The organism is Companilactobacillus bobalius, assembly GCF_002179915.1.
Classification (GTDB): Bacteria; Bacillota; Bacilli; order Lactobacillales; family Lactobacillaceae; genus Companilactobacillus; species Companilactobacillus bobalius.
This window is the reverse complement of the sequence record NZ_MYFM01000004.1, coordinates 255,274-277,597: the sequence shown is the minus strand read 5'-3', so window position 1 is coordinate 277,597 and position 22,324 is coordinate 255,274. Positions and strand designations below refer to the sequence as shown.

Here is a 22,324-nt window from a genome sequence, read left to right as displayed (position 1 = left end):
ATAGCATTTTTTAGTCGTTCTTTTTATAACCGTAAGCGAAGTAAATTCCTACACCGATTAAGATCCAGAAGATGAAAGTGATCCAAGAATTGATACTAACTTGAGTCATTAAGATAACACATGAGATAGCAGAAATTATTGGTAACCAAGGATATAGAGGAACTTTGAATTCACTCTTTGGTACATCACTGCGGTGTCTCAATTTAATAATTCCTAAGGCTACGAAGACAAAGGAAATCAGTGTTCCAATATTTACCAAGCTAGTTAGCTCTTTTAAGGAAACGAAACCACCGAGAAGAATGGCTAGGAGTGAAATGGCATTGAGTGAAAGCATTGGCATCTTAGCTTTGGGATGAATTTTTCCAAATGCTTCAGGGATCATACCATCACGTCCGAGGGCGTAAATTAGACGCGAACCACCGTAAACGGTGTTGAGCATCATAGTAAACATTCCGGCTAAGGCACCGATACTGATCAAAAAGGTTACTTTGTTCAAGCCTACTTTTTGTAGAGCAAAGACAACGGGATCAGAAACATTTAAATCTTTATAACTGACCATTCCAGTTAAAACGGCGGATAAAATAACGTAAAGAATTGCACAGACAGCTAACGAACTCATGATACTTATAGGAATATTTTTTTGAGGATTTTTAACTTCTGGTGCCGAGGACGGAATAACGTCAAAACCTAGATAAGCAAAGAAGACTAAAGCCGCCCCTTTGACGACACCCATACCACCCATTGGGAAGTAGGGATGATAATTAGCTGGTTTGATATAGAATAGGCCGATAATAATGAAAGCTAGGACAACTGAAATTTTTACAAAAACCATTACGGTATTCATTCTAGCTGAGGCCAAAACGCCACGACGAAGTAATAAGTAAATTAAGACCAAAACGATAACAGCAGGTAGATTAATGAAAGTTCCGTTAGAAGGTTCAAATGGACCTGTAACTGCTTTTGGTAGAGCCATGCCTAATCCTTTGAAGAGACTGACGAAGTAAGCTGAAAAGCCTGAAGATACGGCTGACACACCTAAAACGTATTCCAAGCATAGAGCCCAGCCAATTAACCAACCGGGAAACTGTCCAAAAATGATACTTCCGTATGAATATGTACTACCAGCAACCGGAAAAGTTGAAGATAATTCCGCAAAACACATTGCCGTCATAACACAGACAATAGCTGACAGAATAAAGGAAATTGTGATACCAGGGCCAGCTGTTTCAGAAGCGACGATTCCTGGTAGGATGAAAATACCTGTACCGATGATAGCGCCAATTCCCATTGAGATAAGATTGCCACGAGTTAGAACCTTTTCAAAATGGGCATCACCAGCCACAAATTTTTTATAATCTGCTTTTTTAAATAATTTTTCTTTCATATTAACCACCTATTAAAAATACAACCTCATTAGGTTACTGGTTTTTTTAATCCTTTGTCAACAAAAATTCGTGATGGGGATTAATCATTTTAAAAATAAATAAATTTTTTTGACAAATGTTCTTGACCTAAAGGTTACTTTAAGTCGTAGTATGAAAACATCGATAAAAAAATTGAGGAAAGTAGGAAACAAATATATGGAAACATCAATTTTAAATACAATTGATCAACCAGCTGATTTGAAGAAATTGGATTTGGCTCAATTAACACAATTAGCAACTGAAATCCGCCAAGTATTGCTTAATAAAGTTAGTCAAACTGGAGGTCACGTTGGTCCAAACTTGGGTGCCGTTGAATTGACGATTGCTTTTCACACAATATTTAACTCACCAACTGATAAAGTTGTTTGGGATGTTTCGCACCAATCTTACACCCATAAGATTTTAACAGGGCGTAAACAAGCTTGGCTTGATCCAAAACATTTTGAAGATGTTAGTGGTTATACTGCTCCAGAAGAAAGTCCTCATGACTACTTCAATATTGGACACACTTCAACTTCAATTGCTTTGGCAACTGGTATGGCTTCGGCTCGTGATTTGCAAGGTAAGTCTGGTAATGTGATGGCTGTTATTGGGGATGGTTCACTTTCAGGTGGTCTAGCTTTAGAAGGTTTGAACATTGCCGCTACTTTGAAGTCTAACTTGATTATTCTAGTTAATGACAATGGTATGGCCATCGCTGAAGATCACGGTGGTATGTACGAAGGTCTTAAAGAACTACGTGAAACTAACGGTCAAAGTTCTCATAACTTATTTAAGGCTATGGGCTTAGATTACCGTTACGTAGCTGATGGAAATGATATGCAATCAATGTTGGATGCTTTCAAAGCTGTTAAAGATATTGATCATCCAATCGTGTTACATGTCCAAACAGAAAAGGGTCATGGTTATCAACCAGCAATTGACCACAAAGAGGCTTTCCACTGGCATGTACCTTTTGATTTAAAGACTGGTAAGACTTTGCACCCTGTTACAGGTGAAACTTATAACGACGTTATACATGCTGAATTAGAAAAAGAAATCACTGAAGATAAGACACCAATCACAGCAATTACGGCTGCTATTCCAGGTTCTTATGATTTGAAGAGATTTGGACGTAAACATCCTGACCGTTACTTTGATGTCGGTATTGCTGAACAAGAGTCAATTACTTTTGCGGCTGGACAAGCTCAACAAGGCATGAAACCAATCGTTTTCCATTCAGGAACATTTTTGCAAAGAGCATATGATCAATTATCTCATGATTTGGGTATTAACAAACTACCTGTAACAATCATGGTTTCTGGTGGTAGTATCAGTGCGGGAGATCCAACTCATCAAGGAATCTTTGATATTGCAATGTTGAGTAATATTCCTGGATTAACTTACTTAGCTCCAACTACTAAGGAAGAATTAACCGCTATGATGCACTGGGCTCTTCATCAAAATGTAGGTCCAGTTGCTATCAGAGTACCAAGCAATGGTGTTCATTCTGCTGCTTTGAATAATTTCGATGCACACAAGATGAATGTTTTGAATTCTGGTAAGAAGGTTGCGGTTCTAGGACTTGGTAGTTTGTTACCATTAGCTGAAGAAGTGCAACAACAATTGAGTAAAGAAGATCTTGATGTAACTGTCATTGATCCTCGTGATATTTCTGAACTTGATGGTGAAACTTTGAGTAATTTGGAAAAGGATCATCAATTGGTTGTTACGTTGGAAGAAGCTAGTTTAAGTGGTGGCTTTGGTGAAAAGGTCAGTCGTTTCTATGGTGATACGGACATGCATGTTCTTAGCTTTGGAGCTGCTAAACGTTTCAATGACCGTGAAACTACTGCCGAATTATGGCATGAGTTTAAATTAACTCCAGAACAAATTGTAGCTGAAATTAAGGCTGCTTTATAAACTTAAAAATTCCGTCTTCCACAAAAATCAAAAATGCTGGTGGAACGCTGTGGGCGCGGCTTGAAGCTAATTATTCCGCACTTCGTGCAAAATAATGGATCTTCAAGACCGGCCTCATTGTAACCGGCGGAGCCGCTAACAATGATTTCACAGCTGACCGCATTTTTAATTTTTGCTCCAGACTGGTAAACGATTCTACTTATTAATCTCTTTTAAAATAAAAATAAACGGCATCTATTTAGAACAAGCGTATTACATTACTTTTCTAAATGGATGTCGTTTTAAGTTACTGGATTAATGAGGAACCAATATTTTTCATAAAAAAATAGTCCTAAAATTAATTAGGACTATCGGTTAAATTAATCAATTATTTTAACTTTGATGCAGCAGCTTCATCAATGATAAGTGTTACATCTGGGTGGTTTTGTAGAGCACTTGCTGGGCAGTCTTCTGTAACAGGACCGTCAACGGTAGCGGCAATAGCATCAGCCTTAGCTTCGCCATAAGCTAGAAGAATGATCTTCTTAGCTTTCATGATTGAGCCAATACCCATTGAGTAGGCAAAGCGTGGAACGTCTTTTTCATCTTCGAAGAAACGTGTGTTAGCTTCGATTGTTGATTCTGTCAAACCAACTTTTCTAGTTGTACCGTCTAATGGTGAACCTGGTTCGTTAAAACCAATGTGACCATTTCTACCAATACCTAAGATTTGAAGATCGATAGGATTTTCTTCGATGATCTTGTCGTAAGCTTTTGTAGCAGCTTCGGCATCAGGATTTGAACCATCAGGAACGTATGAGTTCTTGAAAGGTTTCTTGTTAAATAGATGTTCTTTCATGAAATAGTGGTAACTTTGTTCATTATCGGGTTTCAAACCAACGTATTCATCCAAGTTAACTGAAGTCATGTTAGAAAAATCAAGGTCGCTGCTTGTCATTTCATTGTAAAGTGTAATTGGGCTACTACCAGTTGCCAAACCAAGAACCTTAGCACCGTTTTCGATATCGGCCTTCATAAGTTTAAAAGCTTCTTTGCCACCCATTTCTGTATCTTTAACTTTAATTATATTCATCTTCAAAAATCTCCCATCTCTATTTATCTGGTCTAGTCCAATCTAATGCATTTTCTGTAAATTGTCAATAAAATAAGTTAATTAAATAAAAATAAGTTAAAATCCCGATAATCAATGCAAAATCTTCACATTTTAGGTATATTTTTTACTATAGAGATAAAACTAAAGAGGCAGAATAATTTGGAAAAAATATTATCTACATCCGAAGGCAGTGTAAATACAAATTTGATTGGATCAATCCACAGTGACAAGATTATTATCTTGGTTCCTGGAATTGATGGTTCAATCGATTATTTCAATGAAATGATTCCTTACTTGAAAGACAAATATACCGTTGTTGCGTTGGATTTGCTTGGCCAAGGCAAGTCTAGCAAGGTTAAAAGTGATAACTATACAATTGATTCTGAAGCTTGGAACATGTTGGAAGCAATTGCCCGTTTAAAGATCGTTAAACAGTTGATTATATTCGGTTACGGTGTTGGTGGATTGATTGCTGTTAATATGGCAGAACTTCGTGGTTTTACTATATCAAAATTAATCCTGTTGAATACCCCTGCAACCGATAAATATTCCGATATGGACGCATCGTCTTCTGTAGCGGCTATTCCATTGCTCGGAAAATTGGCTAAGTCACCAGTTAAAGCTGGCCTTTACTTTGATAAAAATTTTGACCGTAAGAGTTTGTCCAATCCAAAGATTGTTGACGAAGCTGCCAATATGGTTGATCACAAAGTAGCTAAGAAGCTACAAAAGATGTCAGTTGATTACTTGAGTGAGAAATTCTTAAACAAGCGTCTACGTACGATCAAGATTCCAACTTTAGCTATGTATGCCGATGGCGACCAGATTTTGGGTGAAAAGGGTATTAAAGATGCCAAAGCCACAATTGGTCGAGTACCTGGTTTACAATTAGTCGATATTAAAGGTGCCGGACATTTGGCAATGTTGGAAAAGCCTAAGGAAATCGTTGATAAGATTATCGCTTTTGACGAAGAAAAAGTTGAAAGACAACAAGTTGATATTGAAGAATAAAGTACTCCTTTAAGGGGTGCTTTTTTAGTCTTTACTAGTTGACAAAAAGTGCTAAATTCTGGTTATAGGGGGCTGGAGTATGAAGTACTTACGTGCTTTTCTGTGTGCTTTAGGGATGATATTAGCAATTAGTATAACTTCTTCAAATGCCCACGCAGACGTTGAAGATGGGCCTAATACGGGTGATTACGTTTATCAGTACAAAGCAATCATTACTAAAGACCAGTATGCAAAATTAAATCAGATCAATCGACAGATCAATATTGGTGTTCATCCACAACGACTAAATCTAATAATTGTTAAAAATACAGATGAACTTGGTGACAATATAAATATAGAAGGTCCAGATGAGTTTAATTTCATGTCGAAGAATCGAGCGCTGGATTTGAATGATACTAGTGAAGTTGATAATCCAGATATTTCGAAGAATTGGGCTAAAAATAGTAGCTATCTAATTTTGAATCTTCAAACAAATTTACTTTATTTCTATCCGACTTATCGAAGTGGCGGCTACATTTCTGATATTAAATATTGGCAATATCGGATGGGGCTGAATGGGAGAATTAAATATGTGAGTCCACAAGGGAAAATTGATGCCGCCTTGGTAGTAGCGCAAAGAATGGTGCCACGAATGCAAAAAATTGCTACTAGTACCAGTAAAAAACGACTTTATTCGACAAGTTTTAATGATTTAGTCGGATTGGGTAATACATTATCGATGGTAGCTTTCGTCTTACAATTTGTAGTTTTTTTCATTTATATCAAATTCCGTAAAAAAGGCGACTATCATGGACCAAGTGAATCAATCGATAGTCCTTACGATCAAGGTTTTGATGAAGGATATTTTATGGGTCGTAGTGAAAATCAAGATGATCACTATGATGAAGATTAGGGGGAAAAATGTCAGTCATTTACTATTATTCTTTCTTTGCAATATTAATTTTTTGCATGGCAGTTTGGCACTATATAGCTGGAATCCTTTTTCCAATTAGACGAAAGCCTACCGCTGAAGATATTCGTTTTGTTAAAATTTGCATTACGTTGGAACGTTGGTTAGGATATTTTATTTTGATATATTGGTTTTATTACATTGCAGACTAAAAAAGAGATATAAGCTGTTCATTCGAACAGGTTGTATCTCTTTTTATTTGGAAACTTTAACAGGTTTGATCAAATTACGATGTTTTTGCGAACTAGCGACGGGAACATAGCTTTTGTTATCTTTGTAGACGAATTGAATAACGTCATCGTTGTTGTGTAGCTTTTTAGCCTCATCGGAAATAATTTTTTGGATTGAAGCGATATAGAGTTGTTGGTTACGAGAAGATTTATCATTCTGAACAGCCTCATAAGTTGTCTTGAGGTACTTTTGAGTTTGCTTATCCGTCAAAATTACTAGAATGACTGTATGAGGATTCTTACTGTTTTTATCGTTGATATTGTCTTCTTGCTTGATAGAAGCGATTTTACCATTACCGTTGAATTTTTGATCCAAATCTTTTTTGACCTTAGTGTATTCAACTTTAGGTTTATTGGCAGTAGTCGTGTTAGAAGTTCTGAGTGTGAAAAAGGAAAGTGCAGCAGCAAAAATCACGACACCAATAAGAGCGATAATGAGGTATTTGATCTTGATGGGTTCACGATAATTTTTATGCATATTAAGACCCCTAATTCTTAGATTAGGGAAATTATAACATATGCATCGGTTTCTGATTTTATACGTTTAAGCGAATAAATTGACTTCACAAGGAAGATTTTGAATAATCGCAATGTAAGTAAATAACAAGAAGAAAGTAGGAGAATACTATGTCTTCACACCAAGCTTTATTAGTTATTGATTATACGAACGATTTTGTCGCTGACAAAGGTGCTTTAACTTGCGGCAAGCCGGGGCAAGAAATTGAACCTAGAATCTTTGATTTGGCTGAAAAAATGTATCAAGAGGGTGATTGGATTTGGTTTCCAACTGATGTTCATAAGCCTAATGATACGTACCATCCAGAAACCAAATTATTTCCAATTCATAATGTGCGCGGAACTTGGGGTCGTGAATTGTATGGTGGAATTAAGGATTGGTACGATGAACATAACGATGGTGAGAGGGTAAAACTTTTCGATAAGACTCGTTATAGTGCCTTTGCGGGAACCGATTTGGATCTTCGTTTACGAGAGAGAAAGATTGATACTTTGCATTTAGTTGGTGTCTGTACAGATATTTGTGTCTTGCATACTGCGGTTGATGCTTATAATTTAAACTATAAAATTGTGGTACACGAACAAGGTGTAGCATCATTCAACCAAGCAGGTCACGATTGGGCTTTAAATCATTTCAAGAATTGCCTAGGTGCGGAAGTTATTAAATAAAAATAAAGACAAGTAATCATACTTTGATTACCTGTCTTTATTTGTTTTGAGGTTTAACATCATTTTTAAGTTCCTTTTCAGTTAGATATTCATCAGTTTGGCTGCCAAGGAATAGTGGAACCTTCTCTTCAACTACGTCACTGAATTCCAAACCGAACCAGAGTGATGGCGAAATGGTAATGTTTTGTAGCAATAGTCTTCCACCAATCAAAAGACGATCGAGACTGTTCATTTGCTCCTGGGCGCCTAAATCTTGGAACTGTTGATTTTGGATAATGAATTTGAAAGAACCCACATGACGGTTAGTAACCATTGAATAGTTTGGCGTTTGATCATCAATAATATGCTTTCTGATTAAAGCGTTGATGATCTGACGGATGTAAATATTAACGTGTTGAGATTTTTTGAAACCGAGATTTAATTGAACATTAACCACATTACGAGTATGCATCATGTCAACGGTATAGTTGCATTCATATGGGGCATTAGTTTGGTTAACGGTGATGAACCAGTAAACTCGAGCCCGTTTAGGCGTTTGATCCAAAATTGAGTAAATAACGGACCGTTTGATGGTGTAATCTTCACCCATTTTGATCATGTAAACCAAGTTGGTAGCGTAAGTTGGAATCGAGGAATCTTGACTTAATTTTTCTAGTTGAGGGAGATAGTCGAGTAAACTGACGTTTTCACTTTCAGCTAGATAGGCGTCACGGCGTTTATTACCAAAGTACCAGATAACCATAATTGCTAAAATGGCACAGGTAATAATGACCGTTACATAACCGCCATGAACGAATTTAATCAAGCTGGAAAGTAGGAATAGTCCCTCTAGAGCGATAAAGAAAATCATGAAGATATTGGCAAAATGACGATGCTTTTTCATGATTAAAAATTGGTGCAATAGAACAGTGGTCATTAGCATTGTCAAAGTAATTGCCAATCCATAGGCTGATTCCATGTGTTCTGAAGAACCGAATCCCCAAACAATACCTATCGTTATAGCGCATAACATCCAGTTGATAGTACCAATATAAAGCTGACTTTCGAACTTTCCAGGAAACTTTACCTTTAAACGAGGAAGAATCTTTAAACCAATGGCTTCCTGAACTAGTGTGAATGAGCCTGTGATCAGAGCTTGGGAGGCAATGATGGCAGCCATTGTAGCAATTACAATTGCGAAAACTTTAAAGTCTTCTGGTAACATTTCGTAAAATGGATTAATACCAGAAATGTGGTTATAAGCTTTGTTTTGATAGTTAGTTATAACCCAAGCGGCTTGTCCAAAGTAATTTAGCATTAACATTAAATATACGTAGGGCCAAGTAGCGTAGACGTTGTGTTTACCGACTTGTCCCATATCAGCATATAACGCTTCTGCACCGGTAGTTGCCAAGAAAACACTACCGAGAATGAAGATGCCAACCTTATTGACAGGACTGAAGAGGACTTCAATTGCATAAACTGGTAAGAGTGCTTTTAAAACCGAAGGGTCATTAGTTAAATTTAAAAAGCCGGCAACACCGATAAAACTAAACCAAATAAACATAATGGGACCGAATGAACGACCGATTCGATCCGTTCCGGATTTCTGAATAATGAAAATGGTTAATAAAATTACTGTAACAATAATCAAAACGGATGATTGCTTACTGGAGAATACGATATTACCAAACTGTTGACCTTTGATACCTTCAATCGCTGAAGTTACGGTAACAGCTGGTGTTAAGGTTCCATCTGCTAAAAGAGCGGAGCCACCAATTAGAGCTGGTATGATCAGCCATTTGCCTTTAGTACGAACTAAAGCGTAAAGAGCGAAGATGCCACCTTCTTCGTTGTTATCAGCTTTCATAGCAATTAAAACGTACTTGATAGTGGTAATGAGCATAAGTGTCCAAAAAATTAGTGAGACACTGCCTAAAATATATTCAGGTTTAGCGTCTGCCATAGTACCAGCATCGTTTATGATTGAGTTCATAACATAAAGAGGTGAGGTTCCAATATCGCCGTAGACGATACCAAGGGTAATCAACATACCTAATAAGGAAAATGATGACTTTCTCTTTTCCATGGCTATCGCTCCTTTGTTTTAAATGAATATTATTATATTTGAAAATTATTCATTCACTAATACGCCCCTATTATAATTGTTCAAATAATAATTAAAAATTTTAACGCTTATTAATAAATGTAAATTGGTATACATGAAATAAAAATCGTAATATAATACTTGAAAAATAGAGAAGAAATTACTAAATACAAAGAATGTGATAATTATGACACTTGATTTCATGGTTTTAGCCATCATGTTAGTTTGGATAATGGTTCCCGGAATCGCAGTCTTTTACAGCGGTTTTGTACCAGAAAAGGACGTCAATCGGATCCTTTTCAATAGCTTTTTGATGTTTGGTATAGCTGGATTGTTGTGGGTGGCAATTGGTTTCTCAGCCTCCTTTGAGGGCAACTTCCTAGGCATAATTGGTAACTTTAAACATCTCTTTTTGTCAGGACTAGACTTATCGTCTACTTTCGGAACTACAGGCCTACCAACTTCAGTTTATTTACTCTTTCAAATGATGTTTGCAATTCTCACACCAGCCCTTTTTCTTGGTGCTGTAGCAAGTAGGGCACGAATTAAATTCATTGCCTTATTCGTTATCTGTTGGTCGCTATTGATTTACTATCCACTAGCTCATATTGTTTGGTCACCTAATGGTTTTCTAGCTCAATTAGGGGTTTTGGATTTTGCCGGGGGAACAGTCATTCATATTGATGCCGGAATTACAGCGATGATTCTAGCCATTATGTTGCGTGAACCCTATAAATACGATAATGAGCATGCAAAAGGAAATACAATGTGGATCCTGATGGGGACAGTTCTACTATGGATCGGTTGGTACGGATTCAATGCAGGCAGTGCCTTACAATTGAATAATCAAGCTCTAAATGCCTTCTTTACAACAACAGTAGCTGCCTGTTCAGCCTTAGTAATGTGGGTTATTTTGGAAGATAAGTACAAATCTCATGTGACTGTTAATGGTATTTGTACCGGAAGTATTTGTGGACTAGTTGGTGTTACTCCAGGAACTGGCTATGTAACTATTTGGGGAGCATTTATCATTGGAATTATTTCTGCCGTTGGTAGTTTTTACTTTATGAATTATCTCAAATATAAATTACATTTAAACGATTATTTGGATATATTTGGATGTCACGGTGTTAGTGGAATTATTGGTTCTATTGCAGTAGGCTTGTTTGCTACTAAATCAGTCAACCATAACGTTATAACTAATGGACTATTTTATGGTGGTGGTATCAAGTTATTGAGTATTCAAATTCTGGGTGCTATCTTTACTATTATTTTCGTATCGGTTATGGCCACAATTATCATAGTAGTTTTGAAGAAATTGTTTAAAAATAATATTGGAATTAAAAGGACTATTAATAACTAAAAAATACGTGTTGAAGAGAACTCAAAGATTCGATTCAACACGTATTTTCACTTGTGAGAATGTCTAGTAGAGCGGTTTTCCTGTGCTTGTTTTTCGGCTTTTAGAGATTGAATTTCATTTTCAATTTCGCTTAAGACTTCAATTTGCATTTTTTGAATATCCAAGATATGAGGCCATTGGACTTCGTTAAGTTGATCCATCTTTTCGTGAAGGACTCGAATTTCCATTTCTGACTTGGTATTAGTACGATAATCATTCTCGGAATCAAAGCGATCACGATCAGCTTGTCTGTTTTGGCTCATCATGATGATAGGGGCTTGTAAGGCGGCCACACAGCTCAAAAATAAGTTCAGGAGTATAAATGGATAGGGATCAAAACTAATACCAAAGAGGTGCAATACGTTGATTGTCATCCAAAGGATAATAATGATTGAGAAGGTAATAATGAATTGCCAACTACCACCGAATTTAGCGACTGCATCAGCCATTTTTTGACCACGAGTCCTTTTTCCATAAACAGTATCGTTGATATTTTTGATAACGTAGGTATCTTTTTCGAGTTCTTTTTGTAGTTGGTCAGACATTTGATGATCAATTTTTAAATCTTGGTCGATAGTTTTTTGCATTCTATCAATGCGTAATTTTTGCAGATCTTTGAGGCAAATGAAGGAGGATTCCTTCGCATATTTATTAGTTTGTATTACTTGTTCTTTTAAAAGATCACTTAAATCTCTTAAAAATAATCCTTCTGTGATTGTGAAACGATTGCCGCAGATGACGCATATTTGATTCTTTTTAATTGTCATAATCTACACATCCCTTGGAGTTATTCAAGGCCAGTATATTATTCGCTTGTGGGTAAAGCAAAAAATAAGCTGAATTCCTCAAAAAAGGAATTCAGCTTATTTTGATAACTGTTGTTTTTATTGAGAATAGCCAAAGCTTTTGGCGATATAGTGGAAACGAGTTCTACAAGCCAGATTCCTGTGCTTTGCCTGACTTCGCAAACTGCCTACTACGCAGTCAATTTACAAAGTCCTGCAAATGCTCGGAATCTAACCAGGCTTGTTCCACTCTCTAATGAAACGAGTTACACAGGGGCACCTCATTGCGGTTTGCTATAGAACTGAAATCATCCGCAAATTCCCAGGCCTACTGCACTCTCTTTCTAAATAGTTCCTTTTCTAATTGCGGTCTTTAATCCGGCGATTTCCATGATTCCTCTATCTGCTGATAAATGTTTCAATAATGATGCGATTGAACCTTTGAATTTGAAGTTCTTGCCTGTAATTTCGGCAATACCATGGTTTTGGCCTAATGAGGCTACAGTACCCATTGACTTGTAAACGAATGGTTTCAAATCTTTGCCATTCAAAGCTGCAGCAATGTTGAAGGCTGCTCCGGCTCCTTCGGCTGTGGCTAATTGTCCTGTTGTTGGATATGGACGTTTTTCACCCTTAGGAATAATAGCTGAATCATCACCAATAAAGTATGCTTCTGGATGTGCTTCTAGGTTGAGAAATTCGGTTGTCATAACACGATTTCTTCTAGCTTCAATGCCTGAATTTGTGATAACGTCACTACCACTAACTCCGACTGTCCAAAGGATTGTACTTCCTTCAACACTCTTTTCTGTATCACCATCCATATAAACAACGGCTTGTTTTTCAATCTTCTTGATCTTTGCGCCAGTCAAGAGTTTGATGCCATTCTTGTCTAGATATTCAACGGCATAGCTAGCAAGGTTCTCATCGAACATTGGTAGAATTCTTGTTGCCATTTCTAGACAGGTTACTTTGATTTCTGGTACATCATATTTTGCTTTAAGAATCTTAACTGTATCAACTAATTCACCAAGAATTTCTACTCCAGTAAATCCGGCACCACAAACAATAATGCTGAGGTCTTTAGGATCTTGTGATTCTTTATAATTAGCGATGTTCTTATTAATTGTCTTATAGATATTTTGTGCTGATTCCAAATCTTGAAGGATCAAGGCATTTTCACTAGCACCTTCAAGTCCGAAGTCTTCTGAACGGAAGCCTAGGGAAACTACAATATAGTCATAAGTAATGTCCTCGTGGTCTGAGAACTCAACTGTCTTGTTGTCTAAATCAAGCTTAGAAACAGTTGCCTTGATGAAGTTAACATTTGAAGGTAGAACCGAACGGATATCAAAACTAATTGCATCAGCGCGATTGGTGCCGGCTGCAATAGTATGCAAAGCAGTTTTTTCTACATGCTTGTCATTTTTATCGATTAAATCAATTTGTGTTCCTGCTGGAGTGCTTTTGGCTAGATCACGTGCAGCTCTTAAGCCACCGTAGCCAGCTCCTAGTACTAAAATGTGTGCCATAATTAACCTTCTCCTTCTATTTCGAAATTAAATGTTTACGGTATCATTATATCTCGTACATTGATTTAGTGGTAACTATAAGGCTAGAGAGGATTCTTGCTGATAGAGTGCTTCAGGAAAAATGGTGAGATGATCGTAATCAAGATAACACTAATGATTACAGCGGAGTAGTATTCTTCAGATAACAAGTGGGCGCTAAATCCTATTTGACCAATGATCAAAGCCATTTCACCACGAGAAATCATTCCCGAACCAATGACATAAGAATCTTTCAAATCGAATCCTGATAATTTGGCTCCAAAACCGGCACCAAATAATTTTCCAACGACTCCTGTAATAGTGAAGAATACGATTAACCAGAAATCCTTAAGGAAACTACTAAATTCAAGGTTGAGACCAATACTAATAAAGAAAACGGGAATAAAAATACTATAACCGATAGCTTCAATATTGCTTCCAATTTTTTCCTTGTAGTACTTTGAATTAGAAACTGCAATTCCAGCAACAAAAGCACCTAAAACAGCATCCAATTCAACTTTGTCAGCAATATAAGCCATCACGAAGCAAATTACTAGAGCAAAAATAGTTGGTGCCTGGGTAGCCTCAATGTAATCCGCTAAGTGAATTATTTGAGGTATGACCCATTTGTGTAAAACAACGATCAAAACGCCAAAGAGAATCCAAAGTCCCAGCAGCATTAAGATTTTTTTCATTGAAAAAGCGCCAGTTAAAGTTCCTGACATAACACTTAAAATAGAAATAGCTAAGATATCATCGACCACCGCGGCACCTAAAATAACGGTTCCTGAAGCGCTGGATAGGTAGTTGAGACTCTTGAGTACTTCAACTGAGATTGAAACTGAAGTTGCCGCAAAGACAACGGAAATAAAGATGCTTTCTTTAAAATTAATACCGAAAATTAGTGAAGTCATTAACGTTAAAGCTACTGGCAAGATAACACCAAAAATGGCTACGGTAACACTTGGTACGAGATGCTTTCGTAGTAATTTTAGGTTGCTCTCTAAACCAGCTAAAAACATTAATAAAATGACACCAATTTCGGCAAATAAATTAACATTGTTATCAGCTTTAACAATGTTCAAAACACCCTTACCCAAAATAACGCCCAAAATTAATTGCCCAATAACAGCAGGTAAATTCAGACGATTGAAAATGTGGCTAACAACTAATGTGAGAAATAACATCAATGCGAGCAGAGTTATGAATTCCATATCGACCTCTATTCTTTTTTGATGCCATTGATAAAAATATTGATAACGGTATTCAAGTTAGCAATATTACGCTTCCTTTTGGCATCGTTATATTCAATGTAAGGCAGTAACATTGTTAGAAAAGTTCCGACTTGAACGGGAATGGCTAAATCAGAACGTAGCTCACTTTTATGTGATTGGAAAATGTTGAATAACACCTTATAATAGCCACCATCCCAGTTATTATTGATGTTTGTTCGTTCCTCAACGGTAAAGAAATTTTCAATATCATTTCGCATAACGAAATAATTAATTCTAAAATTCTCTATCATATATTTTGACATATGAAGCAGTAGTTCTTCAAATGGCAAGTCTTTTTGTTGACTATATTCCTCAAGTAAATTCTTACTAAAACTGTTGACCGAGTACTCAATAGCCTTGATATAAAGCACCTTTTTATTCTTATAGTAGTGATACATATTTGGTTGAGTAATATTTAACTCCTGAGCAATCTTACGCGTAGATGTAGCTTGATATCCTTGTGAAAGAAACATTTTGGCAGCGACTTGTAAAATAGCGTTCTTAGTATTCTCAGCTTGTTGATCCCGTACATTCATTTTTATTAACCCATCCCTTGATCTATTCGTCTAACATTATATCTTAATATTTGTCGCTTATCATGTGATAACGGTTGAACTATTTTTAGTAATAAAAAATGCCAGAACCACACAAGATTCTGACATTGAGTTATTATTTTTTATCTTTAACAATATAGATAGGGCGCTTTTTAACTTCGAGAAAAATTTTACCGATGTATTCACCAAGAATACCGATACTTAGCAGTTGTATACCACCGATAAGAAGAACGATGGAAACAATTGAGGCCCAGCCATTTACGCTGCTAAGAGGATTAACGATTTTTCGAATAATAATAGCAATGATAGCTAAAATTGAAGTAATTGAGAAGATAGTTCCCATCCAAGTAGCAAACATCAAAGGACCCTCTGAGAAGTCGACAATTCCAGTAATAGCGTACTTGAAGAGTTTCCAGAAATTCCAAGAAGTATTACCAGCCACACGTTCGCGGTTCTTGTAAGGTAAGTACTTAGTCTTGAAACCAACCCAACTAAAAATACCCTTGGAGAAACGATTATACTCGGTCATTGACTTGATGGCTTCAACCATTTGACGTGTCATCAACCGATAATCTCTAGCACCAGGAATGATTTTAGTTTGAGACATTTTATTGATGAGTTTGTAAAAGCCGTTGGAGAAGAAGGAGATAATCTTGTTTTCACCTTCACGATCCATTCTAGCAGTACCGACACAATCATATTCTTTCTCTTCAAGGAGATCGAACATCTCTGGTAACATTTCAGGTGGATCCTGTAAGTCAACATCCATAACGGCGACATAGTCACCGGTTACTTCGTTAAGACCGGCATAAAGCGCAGCTTCTTTACCAAAATTTCTAGAGAAGGAAATGAAGTGAACCTCATCGCTATGATCTTGTTGTAAGTCTTTTAAAATGGAGTAGGTCTTATCTTTGGATCCATCATCAACAAACCAATATTCGAATTTGAATTTATTGGTTTGATTTTTAATCTTTGTCATTGCGTCATAGTAAATATTGATAGATTCCTGTTCATTAAAACACGGAACAATAATAGATATAGTTTTCATAATTGTTTTTTCCACTTTCGCCAAATTGTAAAAGGTATGTGATCATAACAAAAAGATCAAATCCATTTAGTATGAATTTGGTCTTTTCACAATTAAATGGAGAGATTGTGTCTATATCACACATTCATACTGTAGTTACAGTCCCCCAAAAATATTAAACTTTTAATGATTCTGGTAGTGATAAAGTACCGTTACTTGCGGTGTTGATCACACTAACACTGATATCACGGTTTGTCTTACTTTCGATAGCATGTAAGTCATCCTCAGTCTGAACGAATAATTCGGTGATATCTTTTTGTTCATCTAGCAACTTGATTACATCGTCGATCCTCTTGGCGACATTTTGAAGAAGTAGAATAGTATTCTTACTATCAATTTCGTTAACACTAATGACTAATTGATATAAGAGATCAGAATGATTGCCGACAAAGACAGCATTTTCTGTATTTGGTTCAACACTCTTCAACCACCAAGTGATTAATTCTGACTTTTCGTTGAAGTCATGTTCTAGTAAACCATTTTTATCAAATAGTTGGTAACTAACGGGTTTGTTCTTTTCAAAGATAACGGTAAGAACGATTGAACCATCAGTGCGGTAGAAGTTTTGTTCTGATAATTCTTTGTTCTTATTGAAATTCTGCATTGAAGATAATTGACCTTGGCTATTGTAAATATTAGTTTTTACAACTTGGTCATTCTTGTAGTAGTTAATACGATCAATGATTGTCTTGTCGAAGTATTCAGCAGTCATCAATAGGTTTTGTTTTTTATCATAGATGAAAGTATCTTGTGTTTCGACGTCAGTTCTAGTTACCCAATCACTACTATCAGGAATTGCTACTCGTTTGCCATCAGGCTTATCACTCTTTTGCAATTGATCAAATAAGTTTATAACGTTTGGAATGGCAATATGTTGATCCTTAGCCTTCTTATCAATAATTTCATGAACATGATTATCATAGAAAGTTGATACGACAGTAACGGGCTTTTGCAATTTAGATTCGAGGTAATTTACCATACCGAATAAATCATTTTTTGCGGTATCGGAATCAAAATCGTTAGCTGTTACGTAATATTCTTTGTCTTTATCTAAATAGACATCACGCACTAAGTAAGCTGAATGGAAAACATCTTTGATATATTTACTCAAGTAGTCGATATTTCCATTAACATCAGCTAATTCATCATCGATCTTCTTGTGTTCTTCATCAAGGCTTTGAATGTGACGCTCTAAGCCGGCAATAGTTTCGATACGGTAATTGTGATCGTTCTTCATTTGATCATCAATGTTACGAGCCTTTTGTTGTAAGTTAACGATTTGCTTATTAACGTCACCAATTTGATTGTTCAAGTCAGCGGCCTTGCTGTTTAAATTGGCAACATCTTCTTGAGCGGAATTGATCTGTTCCTTGAGTTCCTTACGTTCAGCGTAAAGAGTATCGATTGATTCTTTTTGTTTCTCCATTAAGGCCATCATCTTTTGAAGATCTTTTTCTTCTTTGATGGAAGTAGACATGTCAGTTTCAGATTGTTCATTTTTTGCAAGATTTGTTTGAAGCGTTTCCAAACTTGCTGTCTTTGTGTTAATCTCGGTGTTAAGGTCATTTAACTGTTCTTGTAATTCACTGAGTTTTTGTTCTTGTTCTTTACGATCAGCGTTCACAACGGCTAAATGTTCTTTAGCGGCATCATCATTTTGAGCTTTAGTATCAGCCAATTTTTCGGTTGATTCTTTTTCATCACGCTTTAAAGTTTTAAGATAATTGTCTAGGGTTTCCTTCTTAGCTTCAAAATCATCTTTTTCAGAGAAAAGGTTCGTCTTTAAATCGTTTCTTAATTGAGCATATTGATGTGACAAATCATTCATTTGCTCTTCGATGTTTACGCGCTTGTCATGAACTGACATAGGAAGTTGTTCCTCTTTTTGTTCATTTTCCTTAGCAACCTCAGTTGACTGATTGTCAGTAGATGTTTGAGATTGAGCAGAATTTTGGTCGCTTTTAGGAGAATCTGGAAGCGATTTATCTGCCTCTGGTTTCTCATCAATCTTGCGTAGCATGTCTAAAAATTTCACGAATCAATTCCCCCATAAAAAGACTTATAATAGTTACTAAAGAGTAGCATTTTTTTATATCGGTGTAAAGTTTGATATAAAGCTATTTGTAGAGAATACCTAGACCAAAAAAAGGAGAGTTTTTGTATGAAGATTATGGCTATAAACGCAGGTAGTTCAACTTTGAAATGGAAACTTTTTGAAATGCCTGAGAAAAAAACAATTGCTTCAGGAATGATTGATCGTTTGGGAACACCTAAGTCAATTTTTAAATTAAAATATAATGGTCAAAAAATTCAACGTGAAGAAGCTATTAAATCCAATGATATTGCGGTTCTATCGATTCTGGACGCCTTAAAAGATATGAAAATTATTGAAAAATTTGGTGATATTGTAGCTTTTGGTCATCGTGTTGTTGCCGGTGGAGAGTACTTCAAGAAATCAGAAATTATTACCGATGCCAATTTGAAAAAGATTCAAGAGTTGGCTGAATATGCTCCATTACATAATAAAGTTGAAGCCTATTATATCGATGTCTTCAAAAAGTTGGTTCCTAAAGCTATTCAAGTGGCTGTTTTTGATACATCATTCTTCGTCGATATTCCCGAAACAAATTATTTGTACAGTGTAGATTTAGAAGATTATAAAAAATACCATGTACGCCGTTATGGCGCACATGGTACAAGTCACCGTTATATCGCTCAACGTTTGAATGAAATCGTTGATGGTGGTATCGATGATAAGAATGTTATTGTTCTACATTTAGGTAGTGGTGCTTCAATTAGTGCCATCAAACATGGTAAAGCTTTTGATATTTCAATGGGATTCACTCCATTAGCTGGTATCATGATGAGTTCTAGAAGTGGGGATATTGATTTCTCAATTATTCCGTTCTTGATGAAGAAATTAGGAATTAAAGATATTTCCGAAATGATCGATATTTTAAACCACAAGTCTGGTCTACTAGGAATTTCAGGTGTTTCACCAGATATGCGTGATATTGAAGCCGTAGAGGACACTAATACACGTGCCAAGTTAGCCTTAGAAATGTATCGTAATCGTATTCTTAAATTCATTGGTTCTTACACAGCTGAAATGGGTGGCGTTGACGTTATTGCCTTTACAGCCGGAGTTGGTGAAAACTCAACTGAAGTCCGTGAAGATATTATGAATGGGCTTGGGTATATGGGACTTAAGATCGATGAAGAAAAGAACAAGCAAAATGGTTCCGAAAATAAAATCACAACTGATGATTCTAAAGTTACAGCCTACACAATTCCAACTAACGAGGAATTGATGATTGCTCAAGATACTTATAAATTTGCTAAATTACTTGATTAGAAATTAAAGATCACACCAAAAATAAATGTAACGGTCTCTGCCAAAGTAATCAGTAACAGATTCTTAATGATTAAGGGGAAGGTTTTCTTCTTAATAGGATTCTGACTGAATGCTTTGGCATTTTTGTAAACTATGGGTGTTATTAGGAAAGTTAGTAACATTAATTTGGGCAATAATCCCAAGATAACGGAACAAACTAGAGCTAAATAACCAAGTACGTAAAGTGATTTGAGAATGAAAATCGAATTAGCTTTGCCTAGGTAATAAACTAATGTTTTACGTCCTAAATTGATATCTTCTTGTTCGTCAGCAATATTATTGGCTAACAGTAAGTTAGAGATAGCGAAAACAGTTAGTAATGATGAAAGTAAGGCATCACCGTAAAATTTGAAATTCAAAATGACGTCAGGATTGTGCACCACATTTATGTAAATGGCGATTAAATAAATAACATATCCCATGGTAAAACCAGAGAAGAATTCACCTAATGGTCCACGATTAATAGGCCAAGGACCACCGGCATAACAGAAACCAACGGCAAAGGAGAACAGACCTAGATATAATAATGGCAAACCTGTTCGATAGACGATGAAAAGTCCAATGATGGCAGCAATTGCACTGAATGAAAAGTCCAACCAACCAATTAGATGGATATTGAGATGGTTAACACCGATAACATTAGTTTTACGACGAAAACTTTCATCACCAGTGGCATTTTTATAGTCCCAATAATTATCATTGATATCGACGGCCATATTGAAAAGAAACATAGCGATAAAAAATAGAATCAAATCAAGAGCGTTAATAGAATGCCAGTGATAATATGAATACAAAGTTCCCATCAAAAAGGGGAAGACACTAGCGGTTTTGGCTTTTATTTCGACAAGCTCGAAAAATACTGAAGGTTTCATAGAAATCATTCCTTTGGATTTGATAGGTTCTATTATAGAATTATTTTGGAATACAACAAAGCGATACAGGGGTAATAAATATTTTATGGCGAACTCAATTTGGAAAAGCTATCCTCAACTAGGGGAGAAATTGGACTTAACGACAGATTACATTCATCAAATGGTGAAGATAAATAATCTCGATATCAGTTCAATGATTATAGATTTAACTTCAGGTGGCAAAATGTTGCGTCCGGCCTTTTTCTTATTATTCAGCGAGTTTGGTAATGAGAAAAAATCAACAAAGGATTTGATTCCATTAGCGGCATCGTTAGAAATTTTACATGTTGCTACTTTGATTCATGATGATGTAATTGACGATTCGCCAATGCGCAGATCACAGCCCACGATCCACACTAAATATGGTCGTAGAAATGCTATTTATGCTGGCGACTATTTATTTACGATATACTTCGAATTAGTATCTCAGAACTTAGTTAAAAATACTGATATACTGCGCAATGCATTGAGTATGAAACGCATTTTGATTGGTGAATTAGATCAAATGTGTATTAATTTCAATGTCAAGGCAACTACCGATATGTACTTAAAAGAAATTTCCGGTAAAACCGCGGAGTTATTCAGTTTAAGCGCTACTATGGGGGCTATTGTTAGTGGTGGAAGTCAGGAATTAGTTGAACGTTGTAAAGAAATCGGTCATGATATCGGAATGGCCTTTCAAATAATTGACGATATCCTTGATTTCAGTAGCTCTGCAGAGACTGGGAAGCCAGTTCACGAGGACTTACGTAATGGTGTCTATTCATTGCCATATATTTTAGGATTAGAGTCCGGTAACAAAGATTTGATTGCAATCCTATCAAAAGAAGAGTTAACTGATTCCGATGACGAGAAGGCTACTAACATAGTAATTGATGATGGTTATTTGAATCGTGCTAAAGAAATTGCTCAACAATTTACACAGCACGCATTGGAAGAAATCGAAAAATTACCTAAAAACACTAGTCGTCATGTTTTGATGGAAGTAGTTAAAAGATTAGTTAATCGAATCAAATAGTATCGGGGTAAAATATAATGAATCAAGATAAGAAGTTAGCTTTAATTGAACAAGTAAACCGATTTTTAGGGGATTTGAATAAAACAGTTGAAACCAATAATGAGGTAAAAACTCTTATTCAAACGGCTTATAACAGTATTAATAAGTCGGAAAAGACAACACAAAAGTATAATGAAATTTCTGATGCTATTAGAGAAATGAATGGTACTTTTCAAGAATTGGCTTTACAAAAGAAATATCAATTTAGTACAGAACAGAATGATATTATCAACAAATTAAGGGCTCTATCACGTGAGCCAATGTCTCAAAAAGGTATTGGAACTATTAATGGTGCTGTGTGGTAAGACCCGTCCTCCGCAACAAGAAAATTTGGCTGGAACGCCATGGGCCGACTTAGAGCTAATTATTTCACACTTCGTGCAAAATAATGGATCTCTAAGCTCGACCTTTCCCTAAGCAATAAATTGCT

At 36.1% G+C, this 22,324-nt stretch carries 19 protein-coding genes; 8 read left to right on the top strand and 11 right to left on the bottom strand.

Annotation, left to right across the window (positions count from 1 at the left end; all coding sequences use genetic code 11):
- Positions 1 to 10: 10 nt before the first annotated feature.
- Positions 11 to 1,384 carry an amino acid permease gene (locus LKACC16343_RS07945; RefSeq protein ID WP_056955129.1) on the bottom strand — a complete coding sequence of 458 codons (1,374 nt, stop codon included), beginning with the start codon at positions 1,382 to 1,384 and terminating at the stop codon, positions 11 to 13.
- Positions 1,385 to 1,580: 196 nt separating this feature from the next.
- Between LKACC16343_RS07945 and LKACC16343_RS07940 the strand changes: the two genes are divergently transcribed.
- Positions 1,581 to 3,326, top strand: coding sequence for a 1-deoxy-D-xylulose-5-phosphate synthase (locus LKACC16343_RS07940; RefSeq protein ID WP_056955126.1), 1,746 nt, complete (start codon positions 1,581 to 1,583; stop codon positions 3,324 to 3,326).
- Between the two features lie 367 nt (positions 3,327 to 3,693).
- Here LKACC16343_RS07940 and LKACC16343_RS07935 read toward each other — a convergent pair whose 3' ends face one another.
- The gene (locus LKACC16343_RS07935; protein ID WP_056955124.1) at positions 3,694 to 4,398 is read right to left on the bottom strand and encodes a glucosamine-6-phosphate deaminase; all 705 of its coding nucleotides are present in this window, start codon (positions 4,396 to 4,398) and stop codon (positions 3,694 to 3,696) included.
- Between the two features lie 180 nt (positions 4,399 to 4,578).
- Between LKACC16343_RS07935 and LKACC16343_RS07930 the strand changes: the two genes are divergently transcribed.
- Both LKACC16343_RS07930 and LKACC16343_RS07925 read left to right on the top strand, forming a co-directional pair.
- On the top strand, positions 4,579 to 5,430 hold the full coding sequence (locus LKACC16343_RS07930) for an alpha/beta fold hydrolase (RefSeq protein WP_056955122.1): 852 nt from the start codon (positions 4,579 to 4,581) through the stop codon (positions 5,428 to 5,430).
- 79 nt (positions 5,431 to 5,509) lie between these two features.
- Entirely contained in the window at positions 5,510 to 6,322 is an 813-nt protein-coding gene (locus tag LKACC16343_RS07925) for a hypothetical protein (RefSeq protein WP_056955120.1), read from the top strand.
- A gap of 252 nt (positions 6,323 to 6,574) precedes the next feature.
- On the opposite strand, the gene LKACC16343_RS07915 is transcribed toward LKACC16343_RS07925, so the two are convergent.
- On the bottom strand, positions 6,575 to 7,087 hold the full coding sequence (locus LKACC16343_RS07915; RefSeq protein WP_056955116.1) for a hypothetical protein: 513 nt from the start codon (positions 7,085 to 7,087) through the stop codon (positions 6,575 to 6,577).
- Between the two features lie 149 nt (positions 7,088 to 7,236).
- Between LKACC16343_RS07915 and LKACC16343_RS07910 the strand changes: the two genes are divergently transcribed.
- The gene (locus tag LKACC16343_RS07910) at positions 7,237 to 7,794 is read left to right on the top strand and encodes a cysteine hydrolase family protein (RefSeq protein ID WP_056955114.1); all 558 of its coding nucleotides are present in this window, start codon (positions 7,237 to 7,239) and stop codon (positions 7,792 to 7,794) included.
- Positions 7,795 to 7,831: 37 nt separating this feature from the next.
- Here the strand turns inward: LKACC16343_RS07910 and LKACC16343_RS07905 are convergent, their stop codons facing one another.
- Positions 7,832 to 9,862: a KUP/HAK/KT family potassium transporter gene (locus LKACC16343_RS07905; protein WP_056955112.1), complete on the bottom strand. Its 2,031-nt coding sequence runs from the start codon at positions 9,860 to 9,862 to the stop codon at positions 7,832 to 7,834.
- Between the two features lie 205 nt (positions 9,863 to 10,067).
- Between LKACC16343_RS07905 and LKACC16343_RS07900 the strand changes: the two genes are divergently transcribed.
- Entirely contained in the window at positions 10,068 to 11,243 is a 1,176-nt protein-coding gene (locus LKACC16343_RS07900) for an ammonium transporter (RefSeq protein WP_056955111.1), read from the top strand.
- Between the two features lie 47 nt (positions 11,244 to 11,290).
- Here the strand turns inward: LKACC16343_RS07900 and LKACC16343_RS07895 are convergent, their stop codons facing one another.
- The 6 genes from LKACC16343_RS07895 to LKACC16343_RS07870 all read right to left on the bottom strand — a co-directional run bounded on the left by LKACC16343_RS07895 (position 11,291) and on the right by LKACC16343_RS07870 (position 18,567).
- Complete coding sequence (locus LKACC16343_RS07895; RefSeq protein WP_056955109.1) at positions 11,291 to 12,049, bottom strand: DUF1003 domain-containing protein; 759 nt, start codon at positions 12,047 to 12,049, stop codon at positions 11,291 to 11,293.
- A 362-nt stretch (positions 12,050 to 12,411) separates the two neighbouring features.
- Positions 12,412 to 13,599, bottom strand: coding sequence for an NAD(P)/FAD-dependent oxidoreductase (locus LKACC16343_RS07890; RefSeq protein WP_056955106.1), 1,188 nt, complete (start codon positions 13,597 to 13,599; stop codon positions 12,412 to 12,414).
- A gap of 83 nt (positions 13,600 to 13,682) precedes the next feature.
- Complete coding sequence (locus tag LKACC16343_RS07885) at positions 13,683 to 14,831, bottom strand: cation:proton antiporter (RefSeq protein WP_056955105.1); 1,149 nt, start codon at positions 14,829 to 14,831, stop codon at positions 13,683 to 13,685.
- Positions 14,832 to 14,839: 8 nt separating this feature from the next.
- Positions 14,840 to 15,427, bottom strand: coding sequence for a TetR/AcrR family transcriptional regulator (locus LKACC16343_RS07880; RefSeq protein ID WP_054642725.1), 588 nt, complete (start codon positions 15,425 to 15,427; stop codon positions 14,840 to 14,842).
- Positions 15,428 to 15,560: 133 nt separating this feature from the next.
- Positions 15,561 to 16,493: a glycosyltransferase family 2 protein gene (locus LKACC16343_RS07875; protein WP_056955103.1), complete on the bottom strand. Its 933-nt coding sequence runs from the start codon at positions 16,491 to 16,493 to the stop codon at positions 15,561 to 15,563.
- A 154-nt stretch (positions 16,494 to 16,647) separates the two neighbouring features.
- The gene (locus LKACC16343_RS07870; RefSeq protein WP_056955101.1) at positions 16,648 to 18,567 is read right to left on the bottom strand and encodes a coiled-coil domain-containing protein; all 1,920 of its coding nucleotides are present in this window, start codon (positions 18,565 to 18,567) and stop codon (positions 16,648 to 16,650) included.
- Between the two features lie 126 nt (positions 18,568 to 18,693).
- Here LKACC16343_RS07870 and LKACC16343_RS07865 point away from each other — a divergent pair, with 126 nt between their 5' ends.
- Positions 18,694 to 19,887: an acetate/propionate family kinase gene (locus LKACC16343_RS07865; RefSeq protein ID WP_056955099.1), complete on the top strand. Its 1,194-nt coding sequence runs from the start codon at positions 18,694 to 18,696 to the stop codon at positions 19,885 to 19,887.
- Here the strand turns inward: LKACC16343_RS07865 and LKACC16343_RS07860 are convergent.
- Positions 19,884 to 20,798 carry a 1,4-dihydroxy-2-naphthoate polyprenyltransferase gene (locus LKACC16343_RS07860; RefSeq protein ID WP_056955097.1) on the bottom strand — a complete coding sequence of 305 codons (915 nt, stop codon included), beginning with the start codon at positions 20,796 to 20,798 and terminating at the stop codon, positions 19,884 to 19,886. The genes LKACC16343_RS07865 and LKACC16343_RS07860 overlap by 4 nt on opposite strands.
- A 130-nt stretch (positions 20,799 to 20,928) precedes the next feature.
- Between LKACC16343_RS07860 and LKACC16343_RS07855 the strand changes: the two genes are divergently transcribed.
- Together LKACC16343_RS07855 and LKACC16343_RS07850 are read left to right on the top strand one after the other, a co-directional pair.
- Positions 20,929 to 21,855 (top strand): polyprenyl synthetase family protein, encoded by a 927-nt coding sequence (locus LKACC16343_RS07855; protein WP_234032512.1) that lies wholly within the window; start codon positions 20,929 to 20,931, stop codon positions 21,853 to 21,855.
- A gap of 17 nt (positions 21,856 to 21,872) precedes the next feature.
- Positions 21,873 to 22,199, top strand: a complete 327-nt coding sequence (locus LKACC16343_RS07850) for a bacteriocin immunity family protein (protein WP_056955093.1) — start codon at positions 21,873 to 21,875, stop codon at positions 22,197 to 22,199.
- Positions 22,200 to 22,324 lie beyond the last annotated feature (125 nt).